Below are 14494 nucleotides of genomic sequence, written 5' to 3' on the forward strand. Positions count from 1 at the left end.
CGGTCTAATAAATATCAGTTTAACTTTATTTAACGCTAAATAGCAGGTTTATTCACCCCCTGTTAACAAATTACATTTTATCGCATCCTAAATAATCGTATTTTTAGCACCTAACTTACTATGAAATGGGCAAGATTATTGCTATAGCAAACCAAAAGGGCGGAGTAGGAAAAACTACCACTACGGTAAACCTTGCAGCCTCCTTAGGTGTATTGGAAAAAAAGGTGTTGTTGATTGATGCCGACCCCCAGGCCAATGCAACATCCGGTTTGGGAATTGATGTTGATTCCGTGGAAAACGGGACCTACCAGCTTTTGGAACATACCATGAGCGTTGAAGAGGTCACCATCTCCACCGATTCCCCGAACGTAGATTTGGTACCGGCTCATATTGACTTAGTCGCCATCGAGATTGAATTGGTTGACAAGGACAATAGGGAGTACATGCTAAAAGAAGCTCTAAAAAATCTTGGGGACAAATACGATTTTGTACTGATAGATTGTGCCCCATCATTGGGATTGTTGACGTTGAACGCCCTAACAGCGGCAGACTCCGTAATGATTCCGATTCAATGTGAGTATTTTGCATTGGAGGGTCTTGGCAAATTATTGAACACCGTAAAAAGTGTCCAGAAAATACACAACAACGATTTGGATATCGAAGGAATGTTATTGACCATGTACGATTCCAGGTTACGACTTTCCAACCAAGTTGTTGAAGAAGTGAAAAAACACTTCGCAGATATGGTTTTTGATACCATCATCCAGAGAAACGTTAGGCTGAGCGAAGCACCAAGTTATGGCGAGAGCATCATAAAATATGATGCAAGCAGCAAAGGTGCCTCCAATTATCTTAACTTAGCCAACGAAATTTTGAAGAAAAACAAGGAGAAAGTTTAGATGGCGAAAGCAACAAAAAAACAGGCGTTGGGAAGAGGCCTGTCCGCTCTATTGAATGATCCAGAGAATGATATTAAATCAGTTTCGGACAAGAATGCGGACAAGGTTATAGGTAATGTAGTAGAACTGGATATCAATTCCATTGAAGTAAACCCATTTCAGCCACGTTCCAATTTTAACGACGAAACCCTTGAAGAACTGGCCAGTTCCATTCGAGAACTTGGCATTATACAACCTATAACGGTAAGAAAACTGGATTTCAATAAATTCCAGTTGGTTTCCGGTGAACGCAGGTTCCGGGCATCCAAATTGGTCGGATTGGAAACCATTCCAGCCTATATCCGCATTGCCAACGACCAAGAGTCCTTGGAAATGGCCTTGGTGGAGAATATTCAAAGGCAAGATCTTGACCCCATCGAAATTGCTCTCTCTTATCAACGTTTGATTGATGAAATCGAGATTACCCAAGAGAAATTGAGTGACCGCGTTGGAAAAAAACGCTCCACCATTACCAATTACCTTAGGTTATTGAAATTGGACCCCATTATCCAAACGGGAATGCGGGATGGATTCATCAGTATGGGTCACGGTAGGGCACTTATCAACATTGATAAGAAGAAAGACCAAATCGCCATTTATGAAAAAGTGGTTTCCGATGGTCTCTCCGTTAGAGCTACCGAACAGTTGGTGAAGGACCATAAAGAACCTAAAAGTTCAGGCTCCGACAAGAAAAAGAGCACTTCCAATGTTCCCGACTTTGTTTCCAATAGCTTGGACTCCATTAAAGAACGACTAGCGACCAAGGTTGACATTACAACATCCAAAAACGGAAAAGGAAAAATTGTGATACCCTTCCACTCAGAGGAAGATTTTAAGCGTATCAAAAAATTGTTGACAGGTGAATAAAAACCTCCTTTTATTGCTCTTTGCCTTTTTGTTGTTTCATTCAGGTTTTTCCCAAGAAGAAGAGGAAAACACGAAAAAGGAACAGCCTCAGCAAACCAAAGAGGTGGATTCCATTACCCAAAGCATGGAAGGCGAAGGCGTTACTTTTGAAGAGGTAACAAAGCAAAAGAGCATCAACCCCCTTGCTCCCAGCAAAGCTGCGTTTTATTCCGCTGTGCTTCCGGGTCTTGGGCAAATCTATAACAAACGTTACTGGAAAGCACCCATAGTTTGGGGTGCTATTGGAACGGGAATTTATGTTTATTCCTACAACAACACCCAATATCGAAGTGCAAGGAATGCCTATAAACGCCGACTTGCAGGTTTTGAGGATGATGAGTTTTGGGATTTGAACGGAGATGGCAATGGTCCGGACCTAACATCCGAAGCCCTGCAAGAAGCTCAAGAAAACACCCAAAGGGACCGAGATCTCGCCTTGGTCATTACTATAGCTCTGTACGCCCTTAATATTATCGATGCCAATGTGGATTCCCACTTGAAGCAATACAATGTAAGCGACGACCTTGCGGTTGATTTTAACCCTTATTTAGATATAAATCCGTTTACCAACAAGCCAAACTACGGAATGGCTATGGTGATAAAATTTTAATGTATGAAGATTGGTCTGTTTGGATATGGCAAAATGGGAAAGATGATCGAGCAGATCGCTCTGGATAGAGGCCATTCCATCGTAGCAAAAATCGATGACCCTTCGCAGGATGTGGATTACGTCTCAATGGATGTCGCTATTGATTTCAGTACGCCCGAAGCTGCTTTTGAGAATATCACCAATTGCTTTAAAAACAACGTTCCCGTAATCAGCGGCACCACCGGATGGTTGGACAAGTATTCCGACGCCATCAAAATTTGTGAAGACAACAAAAGTGCGTTCATCTATGCATCAAACTTTAGTTTGGGAGTGAATATCTTTTTTGAACTGAACAAACAACTAGCCAAGATGATGGCCGGATTGGCCCAGTACAATGTATCCATGGAAGAGATTCATCACACCCAGAAATTGGATGCGCCCAGCGGAACAGCTATTACACTGGCCGAAGGAATTATTGAAAACACCGCATACGAAAACTGGAAGCTGGATGAATCGGACAATAAAACGATTTCGATAAAATCCATAAGGGAAGGCATGGTGCCCGGAACACACAGCATTGCTTATGCAAGTTCCGTGGACACTATCGAAATAAAACACGAAGCGCACAACAGGGAAGGGTTTGCTCTTGGAGCCGTAATAGCTTCGGAGTGGATACAGGGAAAAACAGGTGTTTTCTCTATGAAAGACGTGTTAAACCTAAGCTAAAAAACGTAACAGGAACTTAGACCTAGAGTCTAACAAAGAAATTTATTTATATGGACGGTATACAATGGATCATTTTTATTCTGATCATTCAGGTCATCCATTTCTTGGGAACTTGGAAACTCTACGTTAAGGCTGGCAGAAAAGCTTGGGAAGCCGCTATACCGGTATACAACGGTATTGTTTTGATGAAAATCATCAATAGACCTTCGTGGTGGGTACTTTTATTATTTATTCCTATCATCAATTTGTTGATGTTCCCCGTAGTTTGGGTGGAAACCATCCGTAGTTTTGGAAAAAATTCCCTTGTAGATACATGGTTGGTCATCCTTACCCTTGGCTTTTACATCTATTACATCAACTACGCAGAGGACGTAACATATATTGAAGACCGCAGCCTAAAACCAACAACAGGTTTGGGAGAATGGGTCAGTTCCATTGTTTTTGCCATTGTTGCAGCGACTTTTGTACACACGTATTTTATTCAGCCTTACGTAATTCCGACAGGATCACTGGAACGCACGCTGCGCGTTGGTGACTTCTTGTTCGTGAGCAAGTTCCATTATGGCGCTAGGGTTCCCATGACAACCTTGGCCGCACCTATGGTCCATGATACACTCCCGGTGGTAAAAACAAGGTCTTATTTGGCAGATGTAAATCCGGAAACGCACAAAACATCCTGGATCAACAAATTGCAATTGCCTTATATGCGTTTGCCCGGGTTTGAGAAAGTGGAAAAAAATGACATTGTGGTTTTCAGTTTGCCTTCTGACACGCTCTACCAATTTTTTAAGGCACAAAAAGCTGTCATAAAACCTATCGATAAAAAATCCAACTACGTAAAGCGCTGCGTGGGAACTCCTGGGGATTCACTGGCCGTTATTGATGGTTTTGTATATATAAACGGTGAGCAGCTCAAACTATCGGACCGTGCCAAACCCATGTACATATATGACATCTATGCTAACAACGGAGTATCCAGCAAGTATTTGGAGGATGTTGACGCTTCAGATTATGTTAGGAAATATATTGCCAACAATATCAGCGAGGCCCAATATAACGCCTTAGCTCCCTATATATCTGGTGGACGGCCCACAGAAGATGGAAAAATTGAGCTATATACCAGGGAAGATGGAATACCTACAGATGTAATCCGTCAATTAAGGCTCTCGTTATCCGAAGAAAAACCTCGTTCAAGAACAGCCAATCTAACCGATGAGATGGTCGCTGCCTTGAAACAAAATCCAGCTATCGATTCGGTGGTAAAAACAATTGACCCTAAAGGAATGTATGGCGGAAACATCTTTCCACAAAAACCTAATCTGTACCCTTGGAACAACGATAACTTTGGACCAATTTATATTCCAAAGGAAGGTGCGACGGTAGAAATCAACTCCAAGACAATTCCGTTTTACAAAAAGATAATTAGGGATTACGAACACAATGAGGTAGAAGTTACAGGTGGCAAAGTACTCATCAATGGTAGTGAAGCCAATTCCTATACCTTTAAGCAAGATTACTACTGGATGATGGGAGACAACCGCGACAATTCTGAAGATAGTAGAACTTGGGGATATGTACCTGCCGACCATATTGTGGGCAAACCTGTTTTCCTTTGGATGAGCTTTGACAACTTTAGACAGGGAATCGCCAATTGGAGAGTTCGCTGGGACCGGGTCTTCACTACCGTTGGCGGTAGCGGGGAACCCGTATCCTATTTCTGGTATTTCATAGCTCTTTTAGCTGCTTGGTTTATTTTTGATTTCTTCCGCAAGAGAAAGAAGAAAAACGCATAACTATTCTAAAGCCCGTTCTTTGAAAATTCTTATCCACCCTTCCTATTTTCCGAGTATTGCCACATTTGCCGCCATAGTTCAGCATGAGGTAATTTGGGAGGCGCATGATAATTTTCAGAAACAGACCTACCGTAACCGTTGTTATATTTCAACAGACAAGGGCAAACATATGCTCAATATCCCTATAAAACACGTTGGGGGCAATGAGGGACGTCAAAAGTACATTGATGTATGCACCGAAAATAGTTACAATTGGAAAAAAGAGCATTGGCGCACTTTGGAAACTGCGTACCGGACCTCACCCTTTTTCGAGTTTTACGAAGACGAAATTCGGCCTATCTATGAAGGAGATGATGATTCGCTATACAATCTTAACCTAAAGACCATTGAAGCGATTGCTGATTGTATTGGAATAAAAATTCCAACAGCTAAAACCGAAACGTACCAGATTGAACCAACCACCTATTTTGACGCCCGATTTTTGGTGGATGCAAAAAAGGAAAACGATTGGAACATAGCACCTTATACGCAGGTTTTTGAGGAGCGCCATGGTTTTATACCCAATTTGAGCATTCTGGACCTCTTGTTCAATGAGGGAACCAATACACTCAGTTGCTTAAAAAATCTATCCTTGGATTTTACAAATGACTAGGCACCTCATCCACTACGGCATACATTTTTTGGTTCCCGTTTTAGTTGGGCTTTGGTTCTTCAAAGGAGATAGTTTTAGGGTTATTTTGATACTTCTAGCTGGAATCCTAATAGATATAGATCACCTTTGGGCAATTCCTTTATATGATCCCGACCGTTGCAGCATAGGTTTTCATACCTTTCATAGCTATTGGGTAATTGCAATTTATATTTCGCTGCTGTTCTTTAAACCTACCCGACTAATCGGCTTGGCATTAACCATCCACATTATTGCAGATTCCGTGGATTGTTTATTGATGTGAATTTAAACGTACAGTCGCCATTACCGGATAATGGTCGGAAAGGCGTTCGTCAAAATTTTGATGCGAGAGCACTTCAAACCTTGGGTCGGCTAAAATATAATCAATGCGAAGTGGCATCTTCCACAAATCGTACGTGCGTCCAAAACCCTTTCCCTCCTCCAAAAAAGTATCTTGTAAATCACCTTTTGCAATTTTATAGACATTGGAAAATTGAGTGTTATTAAAATCTCCACAAACAATGTTGACATAAGGGCTCTTCTCCAAATGATTCTTGAGAATTTCTGCCTGCTCCAATTGTTTTGAAAAGGTATCGACCAATTTCTTATAAGTCCTTTCCGATTTTTCACCATCAGAAAAGTTATCCCTACTTGGCACTATTTTGAACGATTGCAAATGAACATTGTAAACCCTAAGGGTATCCTTTCCAAAAGCAATATCCGCATAAATAATATTGTTAATGGTACTTGGCAAATCCAACGACCCCTCTCCCACAATGGGGTACTTGGAGAATATGGCTTGTGTTGTCCTTGGCACAGCATTAGGTGTTTCGCTTTTATATTTGTATTGACCTAACTGCCTGTGGCGCTCCCTACTATGCTCTTGGACACAGAGAATGGCAGGGTCCTGATCTTTCACAAATTTGACTATACTATCCCCCACTCCTGGTTGTTTTATCCAACCATTCTTATTAAATCCCCATGCATTGAAGGACATAATTTTTATATTCGATGACACTCCTTCTTGATGAACGTTATTGCCTCCAAAACCGTAAAAAGGTCCAAACATAAAATAACCGAGAACGATAGCAGTGAACGAAAGCAAAAACTTTCGTTTCATTTTTGCCGCCCAGTACAATAGAAACAGTACGTTGATTGCGAATAGAAAAGGTACTACCAAACTCAGTACCGAGATGGCAGAGAAAAACCGTAATGGCACATAAGAGGTGAATCCAGTAAACAACAATAGAAATGCAATCAAAATATTGATTGCAAACACCACCCTATCCCATATTGAGGTAGATCTTTTCACTGTTTAGTCTTCCTTACCTGCCTTAAACAAAAAGTCTTTCTCCTCTTTGGACAAGCTTTCATAACCGGATTTACTGATTTTATCCAAAATCGAATCAATCCTTTTTTGCTTGGCCTGTTTGTCGTAATCTTCTTTGATGTTAGCGGCTGCTTTTTTCTTATAAACCGTCTTTAACGGCGCCTTTTTCTCTTTTGGTTTGAACATATTTGCAATGGCAACCCTCATTGTGGTAAAACCAGAACCGATATCATTTCCCTTGAACAATTGCCTGGCATACATATATCCTAAAAAGGCACCCCCCAAATGGGCCATACCACCACCAATGTTATCCCCCATGCCTATCAAAACCAGATCCTTTATCACCAAAGCAAGGCCGATATACCATAATTTTATATTGAAGAAAATTACGCGTACCTCTTGATTTGGAATATAGGCACAGACAAAAATAAGCACTGCATTTACTCCAGCAGATGCCCCTATCAATGCGGTATTGGAGTTGACAAGGGTCGGAAATACGTTATAACTCAGCAGAAATACCAAGCCGCCCAACATTAAACCTAAAAAATATACGTTGATAAACCGTTGTGCATCAAAAAGGTTGAGAAAAATCCTTCCCGCAAAATAAAGGACTATCATGTTCCAAAAAATATGTCCAAACCCTGCATGAAAAAAGGAATAGGTCACTAAAGACCAAGGTTGGGTCAAAAATTCAAAAAAATCTTTTGGCAAATGGAACCAACGTGAAAACGAATGGCCCAACAATGCCCCCGAGAGTCCGTCCAATAAAAATATAAGCACATTGATGGCAATGAGCTTTTCGGCTATGCTAAGCCTTGCAAATTGATATCGTAGTCCACCGTTCATCATGCGTTAATCCCATCTATTTTGATTGAACTGATTTCTTTTCCAGTACCACATGATTATGAACCCTGTAATAGCTCCTCCAACGTGGGCCATATACGCCGTATTGCTCGGACTAAAAAAGGACTGTCCGGTAATCGCCGAAATCACATCCAGCAATATGATACCAGGAATAAAATATTTGGCCTTAATGGGAATGGGTAAAAATATTAACATAAGTCGTGCTTCGGGGTTCATCATTCCAAAAGCGGCCAAAACTCCCATAATACACCCAGAGGCACCCACCATACTCGCATTGTATATCTGCGCATACTCCGGCATTACCGCCCTTAAGGTCGAAATCTGAACTTGCGACAATCCTTCTTGGAGTCGGTTCGAAGCCAACATATCCAAGATTTGTTGATTTGAAAGCCCCGTACTCAGCAATTCCGATTGGGCAGGCAAAAAATTAAAGTAGTAAAATCCTAATTGAAACAAAACTGCCCCCAATCCCGCAGAAAAGTAGACGAATAGAAACCGATTTTTTCCCAGAACACGTTCTACGGGCGTACCGAACATCCAAAGGGCAAACATATTAAAGGCGATGTGCATAAAGCCTCCATGCATGAACATGTGGGTAATTATTTGCCAAATTTGGAAGTTTTCATTCTTGGGAAACCAAAGTGCCAACCATTGATACATTTGATCTCCATATAATTGAGTGGCAAAAAACAAGATCACGTTAATGATCAAAATATGCTTTACTGCCTCGGTCATTCTACCCATCTAGTTGAATTTTTTATCAATATCCCCTTCGGAGATAATGGTATATGTTATTTTTTGAAAAGGGCTCAAACTAGGCTCCTTGCATGCAAATAGATTGTTCACCAACATTAATTGCGATTCCGAATCCAATACATCCCCAGTGCGTACCGCTAAGTTCCTGCTTAGCACCTTGGCCAACATTTCGGCCTGCGAAATGGAACCGTCGGAGTAACCCTCCATATAATCAGCAATCAAGCGATCCAATACCGTGCCAATCCCGCTTTCGGGCACCATCATGGGAACACCTGTCACTTTTACAGTCTCGTGCTCCAAGCTATCAAATATAAACCCAATGTTTGTCAGGCTTTCTTGGATTTCTCTCACCACGGCCAACTCCTGCTTGCTAAAGCTTAGTTCCAAAGGAAAAAGTAACTGTTGGCTCACCCCTTCTTTTACCGTAATCTCACCTAAAAACTTTTCGAAAAGAATCCTTTCGTGGGCCCTGTTCTGATGGATGACCAACATTCCCGACTTAACGGTGCTGACCACATATTTTCTTCGCAATTGAAAAGTAGCGGCCAAATGCTCCTCTACTCCTTCTCCCGAATACAAAGTACCCTGCTCCTCACTTTCAGATTCAATTACAACACTACTGAACTGATTGTGCTCGTTCTGATTGCCAAGGCCCTCATACAAATCCTCCCAACCTTTGGTGCTCTGTTTACGAAAACCACTCCCTGACCCGCCTTTTTTGGCCACTGTATCCTGAAACGGATTAAAACTGGCATCAACGGTCACCTTGGGGATTACGGCTCCTTTCTCTTTATAGGAATAAGGTGTATCTAGATTGGGGTCATGGTCAAAATCCAGAACAGGGGCCACATTGAATTGTCCCAAACTATGTTTGATCGTCGACCGTAAAATCGCGTACAAAGTATTTTCATCATCAAACTTCACCTCTGTTTTAGTAGGGTGAATATTGATATCGATGGATGAAGGATTTACCTCCAAAAACAAGAAATAGCCGGGATGGGTGTCTGATTTTATCAAACCTTCAAAAGCGGCTACCACAGCATGGTGCAAATAGGGGCTTTTGATATAACGATTATTGGCAAAAAAGAACTGTTCTCCCCTGCTCTTTTTGGCAAACTCTGGTTTACAAATAAATCCGGACACTTTTAAAACTTCGGTTTCCTCGGAAACAGGAACCAAACGGCTATCCATTTTACTACCGAAGATGTGCACAATGCGTTGACGAGGCTTTCCGATGGGAAGGTTAAAAATCTCCGACCCATTATTGTAGAAATGAAATTCGATATTAGGATGAACCAATGCCACCCGATGGAACTCATCGGTGATATGGCGCAACTCTACCTGCGTCGATTTCAAAAAATTTCGTCTTGCCGGAATATTGAAAAATAGGTTCTTTACCGATATGGATGTTCCCTTTGGGGTAGCCACTACCTCTTGGGACACAATTTTGCTTCCCTCAATTTTAAGGTGTGTACCAACCTCATTGGTTTCGGTACGCGTTTGCATATCCACATGGGCGATGGCCGCAATAGATGCCAGCGCTTCGCCCCTAAAACCTTTGGTAGCCAAATTAAAAAGGTCTTGCGCAGATGATATCTTGGAAGTGGCATGGCGCTCAAAAGACAAACGGGCATCTGTCTCGCTCATACCGCTTCCGTCGTCAACCACCTGAATTAGGGTTTTTCCACCATCCTTAATAATCAGCTTAATACATGATGCGCCTGCATCAATGGCATTCTCCATAAGCTCTTTTACAACAGAAGCGGGGCGTTGCACCACTTCCCCTGCTGCTATCTGGTTAGCAACATGGTCCGGTAAAAGTTTAATGATGTCCGCCATTATGGATTCAGGAATATTGATAGGTCAAAATCGATGATAAACAGAAACAGCAGCACCAGAACGGCAACGATAATCCAAAAACGAAGTTTTAAATTTTTATCCCCTTCGGTCTGCAAATCGTCCATTGCAGAGGTGACTTTGTTTTTAAGTCCTCTGGTGGAATGTGCCGTGGTTCTGAACTTATCAAGCTTATGCTCAATTTTATAAGGATTCCCCTCTCCCTTATAATATCTGGGGGAGTAATCGAAGCTCTTATTTTTTCTAAGTTTTAAAGGGTTTCGCATAGTATCCTTATCGCTGTAACCTCAAAGGTACTTAAAATAGAAAAAAGGGGTTGGACGATCGTCCCAAAAAATGTTAACAGTCCCTAGATGCTTGGATTATTGGGTTGTTGAAAATAAAACTTACTTGCCCAATACAGCCATTTGAATGGCGGCAATAGCGGCTTCAGTTCCCTTGTTTCCATGCTTGCCACCGCTTCTTGCTCTGGACTGCTCAATATTATCATCGGTCAACACACAAAAAATAACGGGCACATCGTAAGCAACGTTCAGGTCTTTTACGCCTTGAGCAGTTGCGCTGCATACAAAATCGAAATGACTGGTCTCTCCCCGAATAACACTACCAATGGCAATTACGGCGTCGACCTTTTCCGTTTGAATCATTTTTTTGCAACCGAAAGTCAATTCAAAACTTCCTGGCACACTCCAACGTAGTACGTTTTCAGGAAGCGCCCCACAATCCACAAGAGCTTCCATTGCTCCTAGATAGAGGGCTTCGGTAATTTCATCGTTCCATTCAGAAACAACAATCCCAAACCGAAGGTCCTTCGCGTTTGGGATTTTATTTTTATCGTAAACGGATAAGTTTTTGTTCTCTGTGGCCATCTTTTAATTTTGCGCCAATCCAATTAAAGCGTCTACACCGTTGGCTTCTTGAGAGTTTGGATATTCTTCCTTGATTCTTTCAAAATATCCCAAAGCTTTGCTTTTTTCACCCAATTCCAATGCTACAACACCGGCCTTATGTAAAAAACGAGGAGCTGTAAATTCGTTATCGCTATGAGAAATTGCCTTTTCATAATAATCCAAGGCATCATCATTCTGGTTCAATTGAGAAAAAGCATCACCGATTCCTCCTTTTGCCATAGCGCCCATAATATCGTCATCGGAAGAAAAACCTTCCAAATACTCGATGGCCTGATCATATTGCTTAAGGTTCAAGTACGTCATACCAGCGGAGTATTTTGCCAAATTGGCTGCTTTGGTACCACTATATTCCTCAATAATGTCCAAGAAACCATACTTACCTTGAGCACCGTTCAAAGCCATAGTGAACAAGGAATCCTTTTCGGTTTCACTTGCCAAGGCTTGGTCAAAGTATTGTTGCGGGTAGAAAAGCTCGTTTGCGGCTGTTGCTTCTTTTGGATTTTGGATGAATTGATGGTATCCCAAGTAGGCCAAAACACCTACCGCGATAACGCCGATAACGCCCAAAATATAGTTTTGGTTCTTCTGAACCCATGCTTCGGTCTTGGAGGCACCCTCGTCCAAAGTATTGAAAACTTCAGCCGTTGTGCTGTCGTGTTCCTCTATCTGAGCTTCTTCCTCTTTATTTTTTGGCTTAAAGCCTCTCTTCTTGTATGTTGCCATCCGTCATTTAATTGGTCGCGCAAAAATAAAGTTTTTATCCAAAACCAAAAGGTAATTTATTCGTTATTTTTGGATTCCCTTTTTAAAGGGGCCACCTTTTAATCCCTAATGGTTTCTCTAATTTTTTATGTTTTTAAGACATTTATCTTTAGTCAATTACAAAAATTTCGACTCCAAGACACTGGAATTCGACCCTGTTATCAACTGTTTGGTAGGCGACAACGGGGTGGGAAAGACCAATGTTCTGGACGCTATTTACCACTTGTGTTTTGGCAAAAGCTACTTTAACCCGGTGTCTACCCAGAACATAAAACACGACACCGATTTTTTTGTAGTGGAAGGGGAGTTTGAGAAAAACGAAAGAACCGAAAAAATCCTATGTTCCTTTAAAAAAGGCACTAAAAAGGTCATCAAACGCAATGGAAAACCTTATGAAAAGTTTTCCGAGCATATCGGTTTTTTACCTTTGGTGATGATTTCCCCATCGGACCGGGACTTGATTGTTGAAGGAAGCGACACCCGAAGAAAGTTTATGGACGGTGTAATATCCCAATCGGATAGAGTGTACTTGCAAAACCTCATCAAATACGGTAAAGTTGTAACGCAGCGAAATTCGCTACTCAAGTATTTTGCCGCCAACCGCACCTTTGACCAAGATACTTTGAGCATTTACAACGATCAAATGCATTCCTTGGGAACGGCAATCCATCAAAAAAGGGTAGAGTTCATTGATTCTTTTCTGCCTATTTTCAAGGAGCAGTACCAACATATTGCCGAAAAAGAAGAACAAATCGACCTCTCTTACGAAAGCCAGTTGAGCGATGATAGCCTTTTACATCTTTTGCAGAACAACATCGATAAAGACAGGGCCCTACAATATACCTCGGTGGGGGTGCACAAGGACGATTTGAGCTTTACCATTGCCGGGCACCCTATTAAAAAATTCGGAAGCCAAGGTCAACAAAAATCATTTTTGATCGCCTTGAAGCTGGCCCAGTTTCATTTCATCAAACAATTAGCGGACACAACACCAATTTTATTATTGGATGATATTTTTGACAAGTTGGACGAGAACAGGGTATCGCACATTGTAGGATTGGTAAAGGATGAAAATTTTGGTCAGATTTTTATCAGTGACACGCATGCGGACCGCACCGAAAATGTAGTTAAAAACATTCATCAGAGTTATAAAATATTTACCTTGTAGCATCATGAAACGCATCCTTTCCCTAGTACTGATTTTATTTTTATGGAGCTGTGATGAGTCATCTGTAAACAAGGACGACCTTCATTATTTGAACGGCTATTGGGAGATTTCAGAAGTTGAGTTTCCTGATGGCTCCATCAAGGAATATGGAATGAACACCAGCATTGACTTTATTCAACTGAAAGAAGATAAAGGGTATCGAAAAAAGATGAAACCCCAGTTTGATGGTTCGTACGATACCTCCAAAGATGTTGAAGATTTTGAGATATCCCACATCAACGAAACATTCACATTGCGTTATAAAAACGAGTTCAGCGAATGGGAAGAAAAACTGGTGGAGTTGGATTCGGTTTCGTTTTCAGTCATCAACCAAGAAGGTGTTACCTACAAATACAAACGGTTTGAACCCATCAAAATCCCGCAATAATGGCCAAACGACATAGCTCCCATATTCCATTGAGTGAAGCGCTTAGTGAGTTCATCCAAGAAAACAAGCTACAAAAAGGCATGGACAAAGTGGATGCTAGAGAGGCTTGGGTCAAATTAATGGGCAATGGGGTAAATAACTACACATCTGCCGTTGAACTTAAAAACGAGACGCTCTACGTATCGCTCTCCTCTTCGGTATTGCGGGAGGAATTGAGTTTGGGCAAGTCCAAGATCGTTAAAATGATCAATGAGGAATTGGGCAAGGAACTGGTGAAGAAATTAGTGTTGCGGTAATCAACGATAAAATAAAAAAAAGCCACCTTTTTGGGTGGCTTTTTTTATATAAATGTCTTGTATTTAGACTAGTAGATTTCCCTTCCTGAAAAGTGGAAAGCACCTTCGATAGCAGCGTTTTCATCACTATCGGAACCGTGAACCGCATTTTCACCGATACTGGCAGCATACAGCTTTCTAATGGTTCCTTCGGCAGCTTCTTCTGGGTTTGTAGCCCCGATCAAAGCACGGAAATCATCCACTGCATTGTCCTTTTCCAAAATGGCGGCAACAATTGGTCCTCTTGTCATAAACTCCACCAATTCGCCAAAAAACGGACGCTCTTTGTGGATGGCATAGAATATTTCGGCATCCCTAGTGCTCAATTGTGTGTACTTCATGGCCACAATTCTAAATCCAGCAGCCGTAATTTTATCCAAAATTGCCCCGATATACCCATTTTCAACGGCATCAGGCTTAATCATGGTAAATGTTCTATTTCCAGTCATTTTTTAAATTTTG

The 14494-nt window shown here is 41.5% G+C and carries 18 protein-coding genes; 10 read left to right on the forward strand and 8 right to left on the reverse strand.

Translation table 11 applies throughout. The annotated features are described in order from the left end of the window. The first annotated feature begins 125 nt into the window (after nt 1-125). From GUA46_RS10595 to GUA46_RS16835, 7 genes are read left to right on the forward strand one after another with little or no spacing between them, the layout of a single operon-like run. Nucleotides 126-899: a ParA family protein gene (locus GUA46_RS10595; RefSeq protein ID WP_176620466.1), complete on the forward strand. Its 774-nt coding sequence runs from the start codon at nt 126-128 to the stop codon at nt 897-899. After that, on the forward strand, nt 900-1805 hold the full coding sequence (locus GUA46_RS10600) for a ParB/RepB/Spo0J family partition protein (RefSeq protein WP_176620467.1): 906 nt from the start codon (nt 900-902) through the stop codon (nt 1803-1805). Further along, nucleotides 1798-2454: a DUF5683 domain-containing protein gene (locus GUA46_RS10605; RefSeq protein ID WP_313790867.1), complete on the forward strand. Its 657-nt coding sequence runs from the start codon at nt 1798-1800 to the stop codon at nt 2452-2454. The genes GUA46_RS10600 and GUA46_RS10605 overlap by 8 nt, the downstream gene beginning before the upstream one ends. A gap of 3 nt (nt 2455-2457) precedes the next feature. After that, nucleotides 2458-3159 (forward strand): 4-hydroxy-tetrahydrodipicolinate reductase, encoded by a 702-nt coding sequence (gene dapB, locus GUA46_RS10610; RefSeq protein WP_176620468.1) that lies wholly within the window; start codon nt 2458-2460, stop codon nt 3157-3159. Nucleotides 3160-3209: 50 nt separating this feature from the next. Continuing rightward, nucleotides 3210-4952: a signal peptidase I gene (gene lepB / locus GUA46_RS10615; protein WP_176620469.1), complete on the forward strand. Its 1743-nt coding sequence runs from the start codon at nt 3210-3212 to the stop codon at nt 4950-4952. Between the two features lie 19 nt (nt 4953-4971). Next, complete coding sequence (locus GUA46_RS10620; protein ID WP_108246760.1) at nt 4972-5604, forward strand: WbqC family protein; 633 nt, start codon at nt 4972-4974, stop codon at nt 5602-5604. Beyond that, nucleotides 5597-5905: a DUF6122 family protein gene (locus GUA46_RS16835; RefSeq protein WP_108246646.1), complete on the forward strand. Its 309-nt coding sequence runs from the start codon at nt 5597-5599 to the stop codon at nt 5903-5905. The genes GUA46_RS10620 and GUA46_RS16835 overlap by 8 nt, the downstream gene beginning before the upstream one ends. Here GUA46_RS16835 and GUA46_RS10625 read toward each other — a convergent pair. The 7 genes from GUA46_RS10625 to GUA46_RS10655 all read right to left on the reverse strand — a co-directional run bounded on the left by GUA46_RS10625 (nt 5894) and on the right by GUA46_RS10655 (nt 12063). Then, on the reverse strand, nt 5894-6934 hold the full coding sequence (locus GUA46_RS10625; RefSeq protein WP_108246645.1) for an endonuclease/exonuclease/phosphatase family protein: 1041 nt from the start codon (nt 6932-6934) through the stop codon (nt 5894-5896). The two genes, GUA46_RS16835 and GUA46_RS10625, sit on opposite strands and share 12 nt — an antisense overlap. Before the next feature lie 3 nt (nt 6935-6937). Further along, nucleotides 6938-7801, reverse strand: coding sequence for a rhomboid family intramembrane serine protease (locus tag GUA46_RS10630; RefSeq protein WP_108246644.1), 864 nt, complete (start codon nt 7799-7801; stop codon nt 6938-6940). A 3-nt stretch (nt 7802-7804) separates the two neighbouring features. Beyond that, nucleotides 7805-8560 (reverse strand): rhomboid family intramembrane serine protease, encoded by a 756-nt coding sequence (locus GUA46_RS10635; RefSeq protein WP_108246643.1) that lies wholly within the window; start codon nt 8558-8560, stop codon nt 7805-7807. After that, nucleotides 8561-10411: a DNA mismatch repair endonuclease MutL gene (mutL, locus tag GUA46_RS10640; RefSeq protein ID WP_176620470.1), complete on the reverse strand. Its 1851-nt coding sequence runs from the start codon at nt 10409-10411 to the stop codon at nt 8561-8563. Then, nucleotides 10411-10695, reverse strand: coding sequence for a riboflavin synthase subunit beta (locus GUA46_RS10645; RefSeq protein WP_108246641.1), 285 nt, complete (start codon nt 10693-10695; stop codon nt 10411-10413). The genes mutL and GUA46_RS10645 overlap by 1 nt, the downstream gene beginning before the upstream one ends. A gap of 120 nt (nt 10696-10815) precedes the next feature. Further along, nucleotides 10816-11298, reverse strand: coding sequence for a 6,7-dimethyl-8-ribityllumazine synthase (gene ribH / locus GUA46_RS10650; RefSeq protein WP_108246640.1), 483 nt, complete (start codon nt 11296-11298; stop codon nt 10816-10818). Between the two features lie 3 nt (nt 11299-11301). Continuing rightward, nucleotides 11302-12063: a tetratricopeptide repeat protein gene (locus GUA46_RS10655; protein ID WP_108246639.1), complete on the reverse strand. Its 762-nt coding sequence runs from the start codon at nt 12061-12063 to the stop codon at nt 11302-11304. A 127-nt stretch (nt 12064-12190) separates the two neighbouring features. Between GUA46_RS10655 and recF the strand changes: the two genes are divergently transcribed. From recF to GUA46_RS10670, 3 genes are read left to right on the forward strand one after another with little or no spacing between them, the layout of a single operon-like run. Continuing rightward, on the forward strand, nt 12191-13270 hold the full coding sequence (recF, locus tag GUA46_RS10660; protein WP_176620471.1) for a DNA replication/repair protein RecF: 1080 nt from the start codon (nt 12191-12193) through the stop codon (nt 13268-13270). Nucleotides 13271-13274: 4 nt separating this feature from the next. Beyond that, nucleotides 13275-13697, forward strand: a complete 423-nt coding sequence (locus GUA46_RS10665) for a hypothetical protein (protein ID WP_176620472.1) — start codon at nt 13275-13277, stop codon at nt 13695-13697. After that, nucleotides 13697-13993: a DciA family protein gene (locus tag GUA46_RS10670; RefSeq protein WP_108246636.1), complete on the forward strand. Its 297-nt coding sequence runs from the start codon at nt 13697-13699 to the stop codon at nt 13991-13993. Before GUA46_RS10665 ends, GUA46_RS10670 begins: the two co-directional genes overlap by 1 nt. A gap of 68 nt (nt 13994-14061) precedes the next feature. Here GUA46_RS10670 and GUA46_RS10675 read toward each other — a convergent pair whose 3' ends face one another. Next, a complete protein-coding gene (locus GUA46_RS10675) occupies nt 14062-14481 on the reverse strand; it encodes a nucleoside-diphosphate kinase (protein ID WP_176620473.1) in 420 nt (139 codons plus the stop codon). Nucleotides 14482-14494: the final 13 nt, after the last annotated feature.

The organism is Flagellimonas chongwuensis (genome assembly GCF_013376415.1).
GTDB classification, from domain to species: domain Bacteria; phylum Bacteroidota; class Bacteroidia; order Flavobacteriales; family Flavobacteriaceae; genus Flagellimonas; species Flagellimonas chongwuensis.

Bases quoted from the DNA above. Each gene is read 5' to 3' on its own strand.
- GUA46_RS10595 (WP_176620466.1), top strand. From the start codon at position 126: ATGGGCAAGATTATTGCTATAGCAAACCAAAAGGGCGGAGTAGGAAAA.
- GUA46_RS10600 (WP_176620467.1), top strand. From the start codon at position 900: ATGGCGAAAGCAACAAAAAAACAGGCGTTGGGAAGAGGCCTGTCCGCT.
- dapB (WP_176620468.1), top strand. From the start codon at position 2,458: ATGAAGATTGGTCTGTTTGGATATGGCAAAATGGGAAAGATGATCGAG.
- lepB (WP_176620469.1), top strand. From the start codon at position 3,210: ATGGACGGTATACAATGGATCATTTTTATTCTGATCATTCAGGTCATC.
- GUA46_RS16835 (WP_108246646.1), top strand. From the start codon at position 5,597: ATGACTAGGCACCTCATCCACTACGGCATACATTTTTTGGTTCCCGTT.
- GUA46_RS10630 (WP_108246644.1), bottom strand. From the start codon at position 7,801: ATGATGAACGGTGGACTACGATATCAATTTGCAAGGCTTAGCATAGCC.
- GUA46_RS10635 (WP_108246643.1), bottom strand. From the start codon at position 8,560: ATGGGTAGAATGACCGAGGCAGTAAAGCATATTTTGATCATTAACGTG.
- mutL (WP_176620470.1), bottom strand. From the start codon at position 10,411: ATGGCGGACATCATTAAACTTTTACCGGACCATGTTGCTAACCAGATA.
- GUA46_RS10645 (WP_108246641.1), bottom strand. From the start codon at position 10,695: ATGCGAAACCCTTTAAAACTTAGAAAAAATAAGAGCTTCGATTACTCC.
- ribH (WP_108246640.1), bottom strand. From the start codon at position 11,298: ATGGCCACAGAGAACAAAAACTTATCCGTTTACGATAAAAATAAAATC.
- GUA46_RS10655 (WP_108246639.1), bottom strand. From the start codon at position 12,063: ATGGCAACATACAAGAAGAGAGGCTTTAAGCCAAAAAATAAAGAGGAA.
- recF (WP_176620471.1), top strand. From the start codon at position 12,191: ATGTTTTTAAGACATTTATCTTTAGTCAATTACAAAAATTTCGACTCC.
- GUA46_RS10665 (WP_176620472.1), top strand. From the start codon at position 13,275: ATGAAACGCATCCTTTCCCTAGTACTGATTTTATTTTTATGGAGCTGT.
- GUA46_RS10670 (WP_108246636.1), top strand. From the start codon at position 13,697: ATGGCCAAACGACATAGCTCCCATATTCCATTGAGTGAAGCGCTTAGT.
- GUA46_RS10675 (WP_176620473.1), bottom strand. From the start codon at position 14,481: ATGACTGGAAATAGAACATTTACCATGATTAAGCCTGATGCCGTTGAA.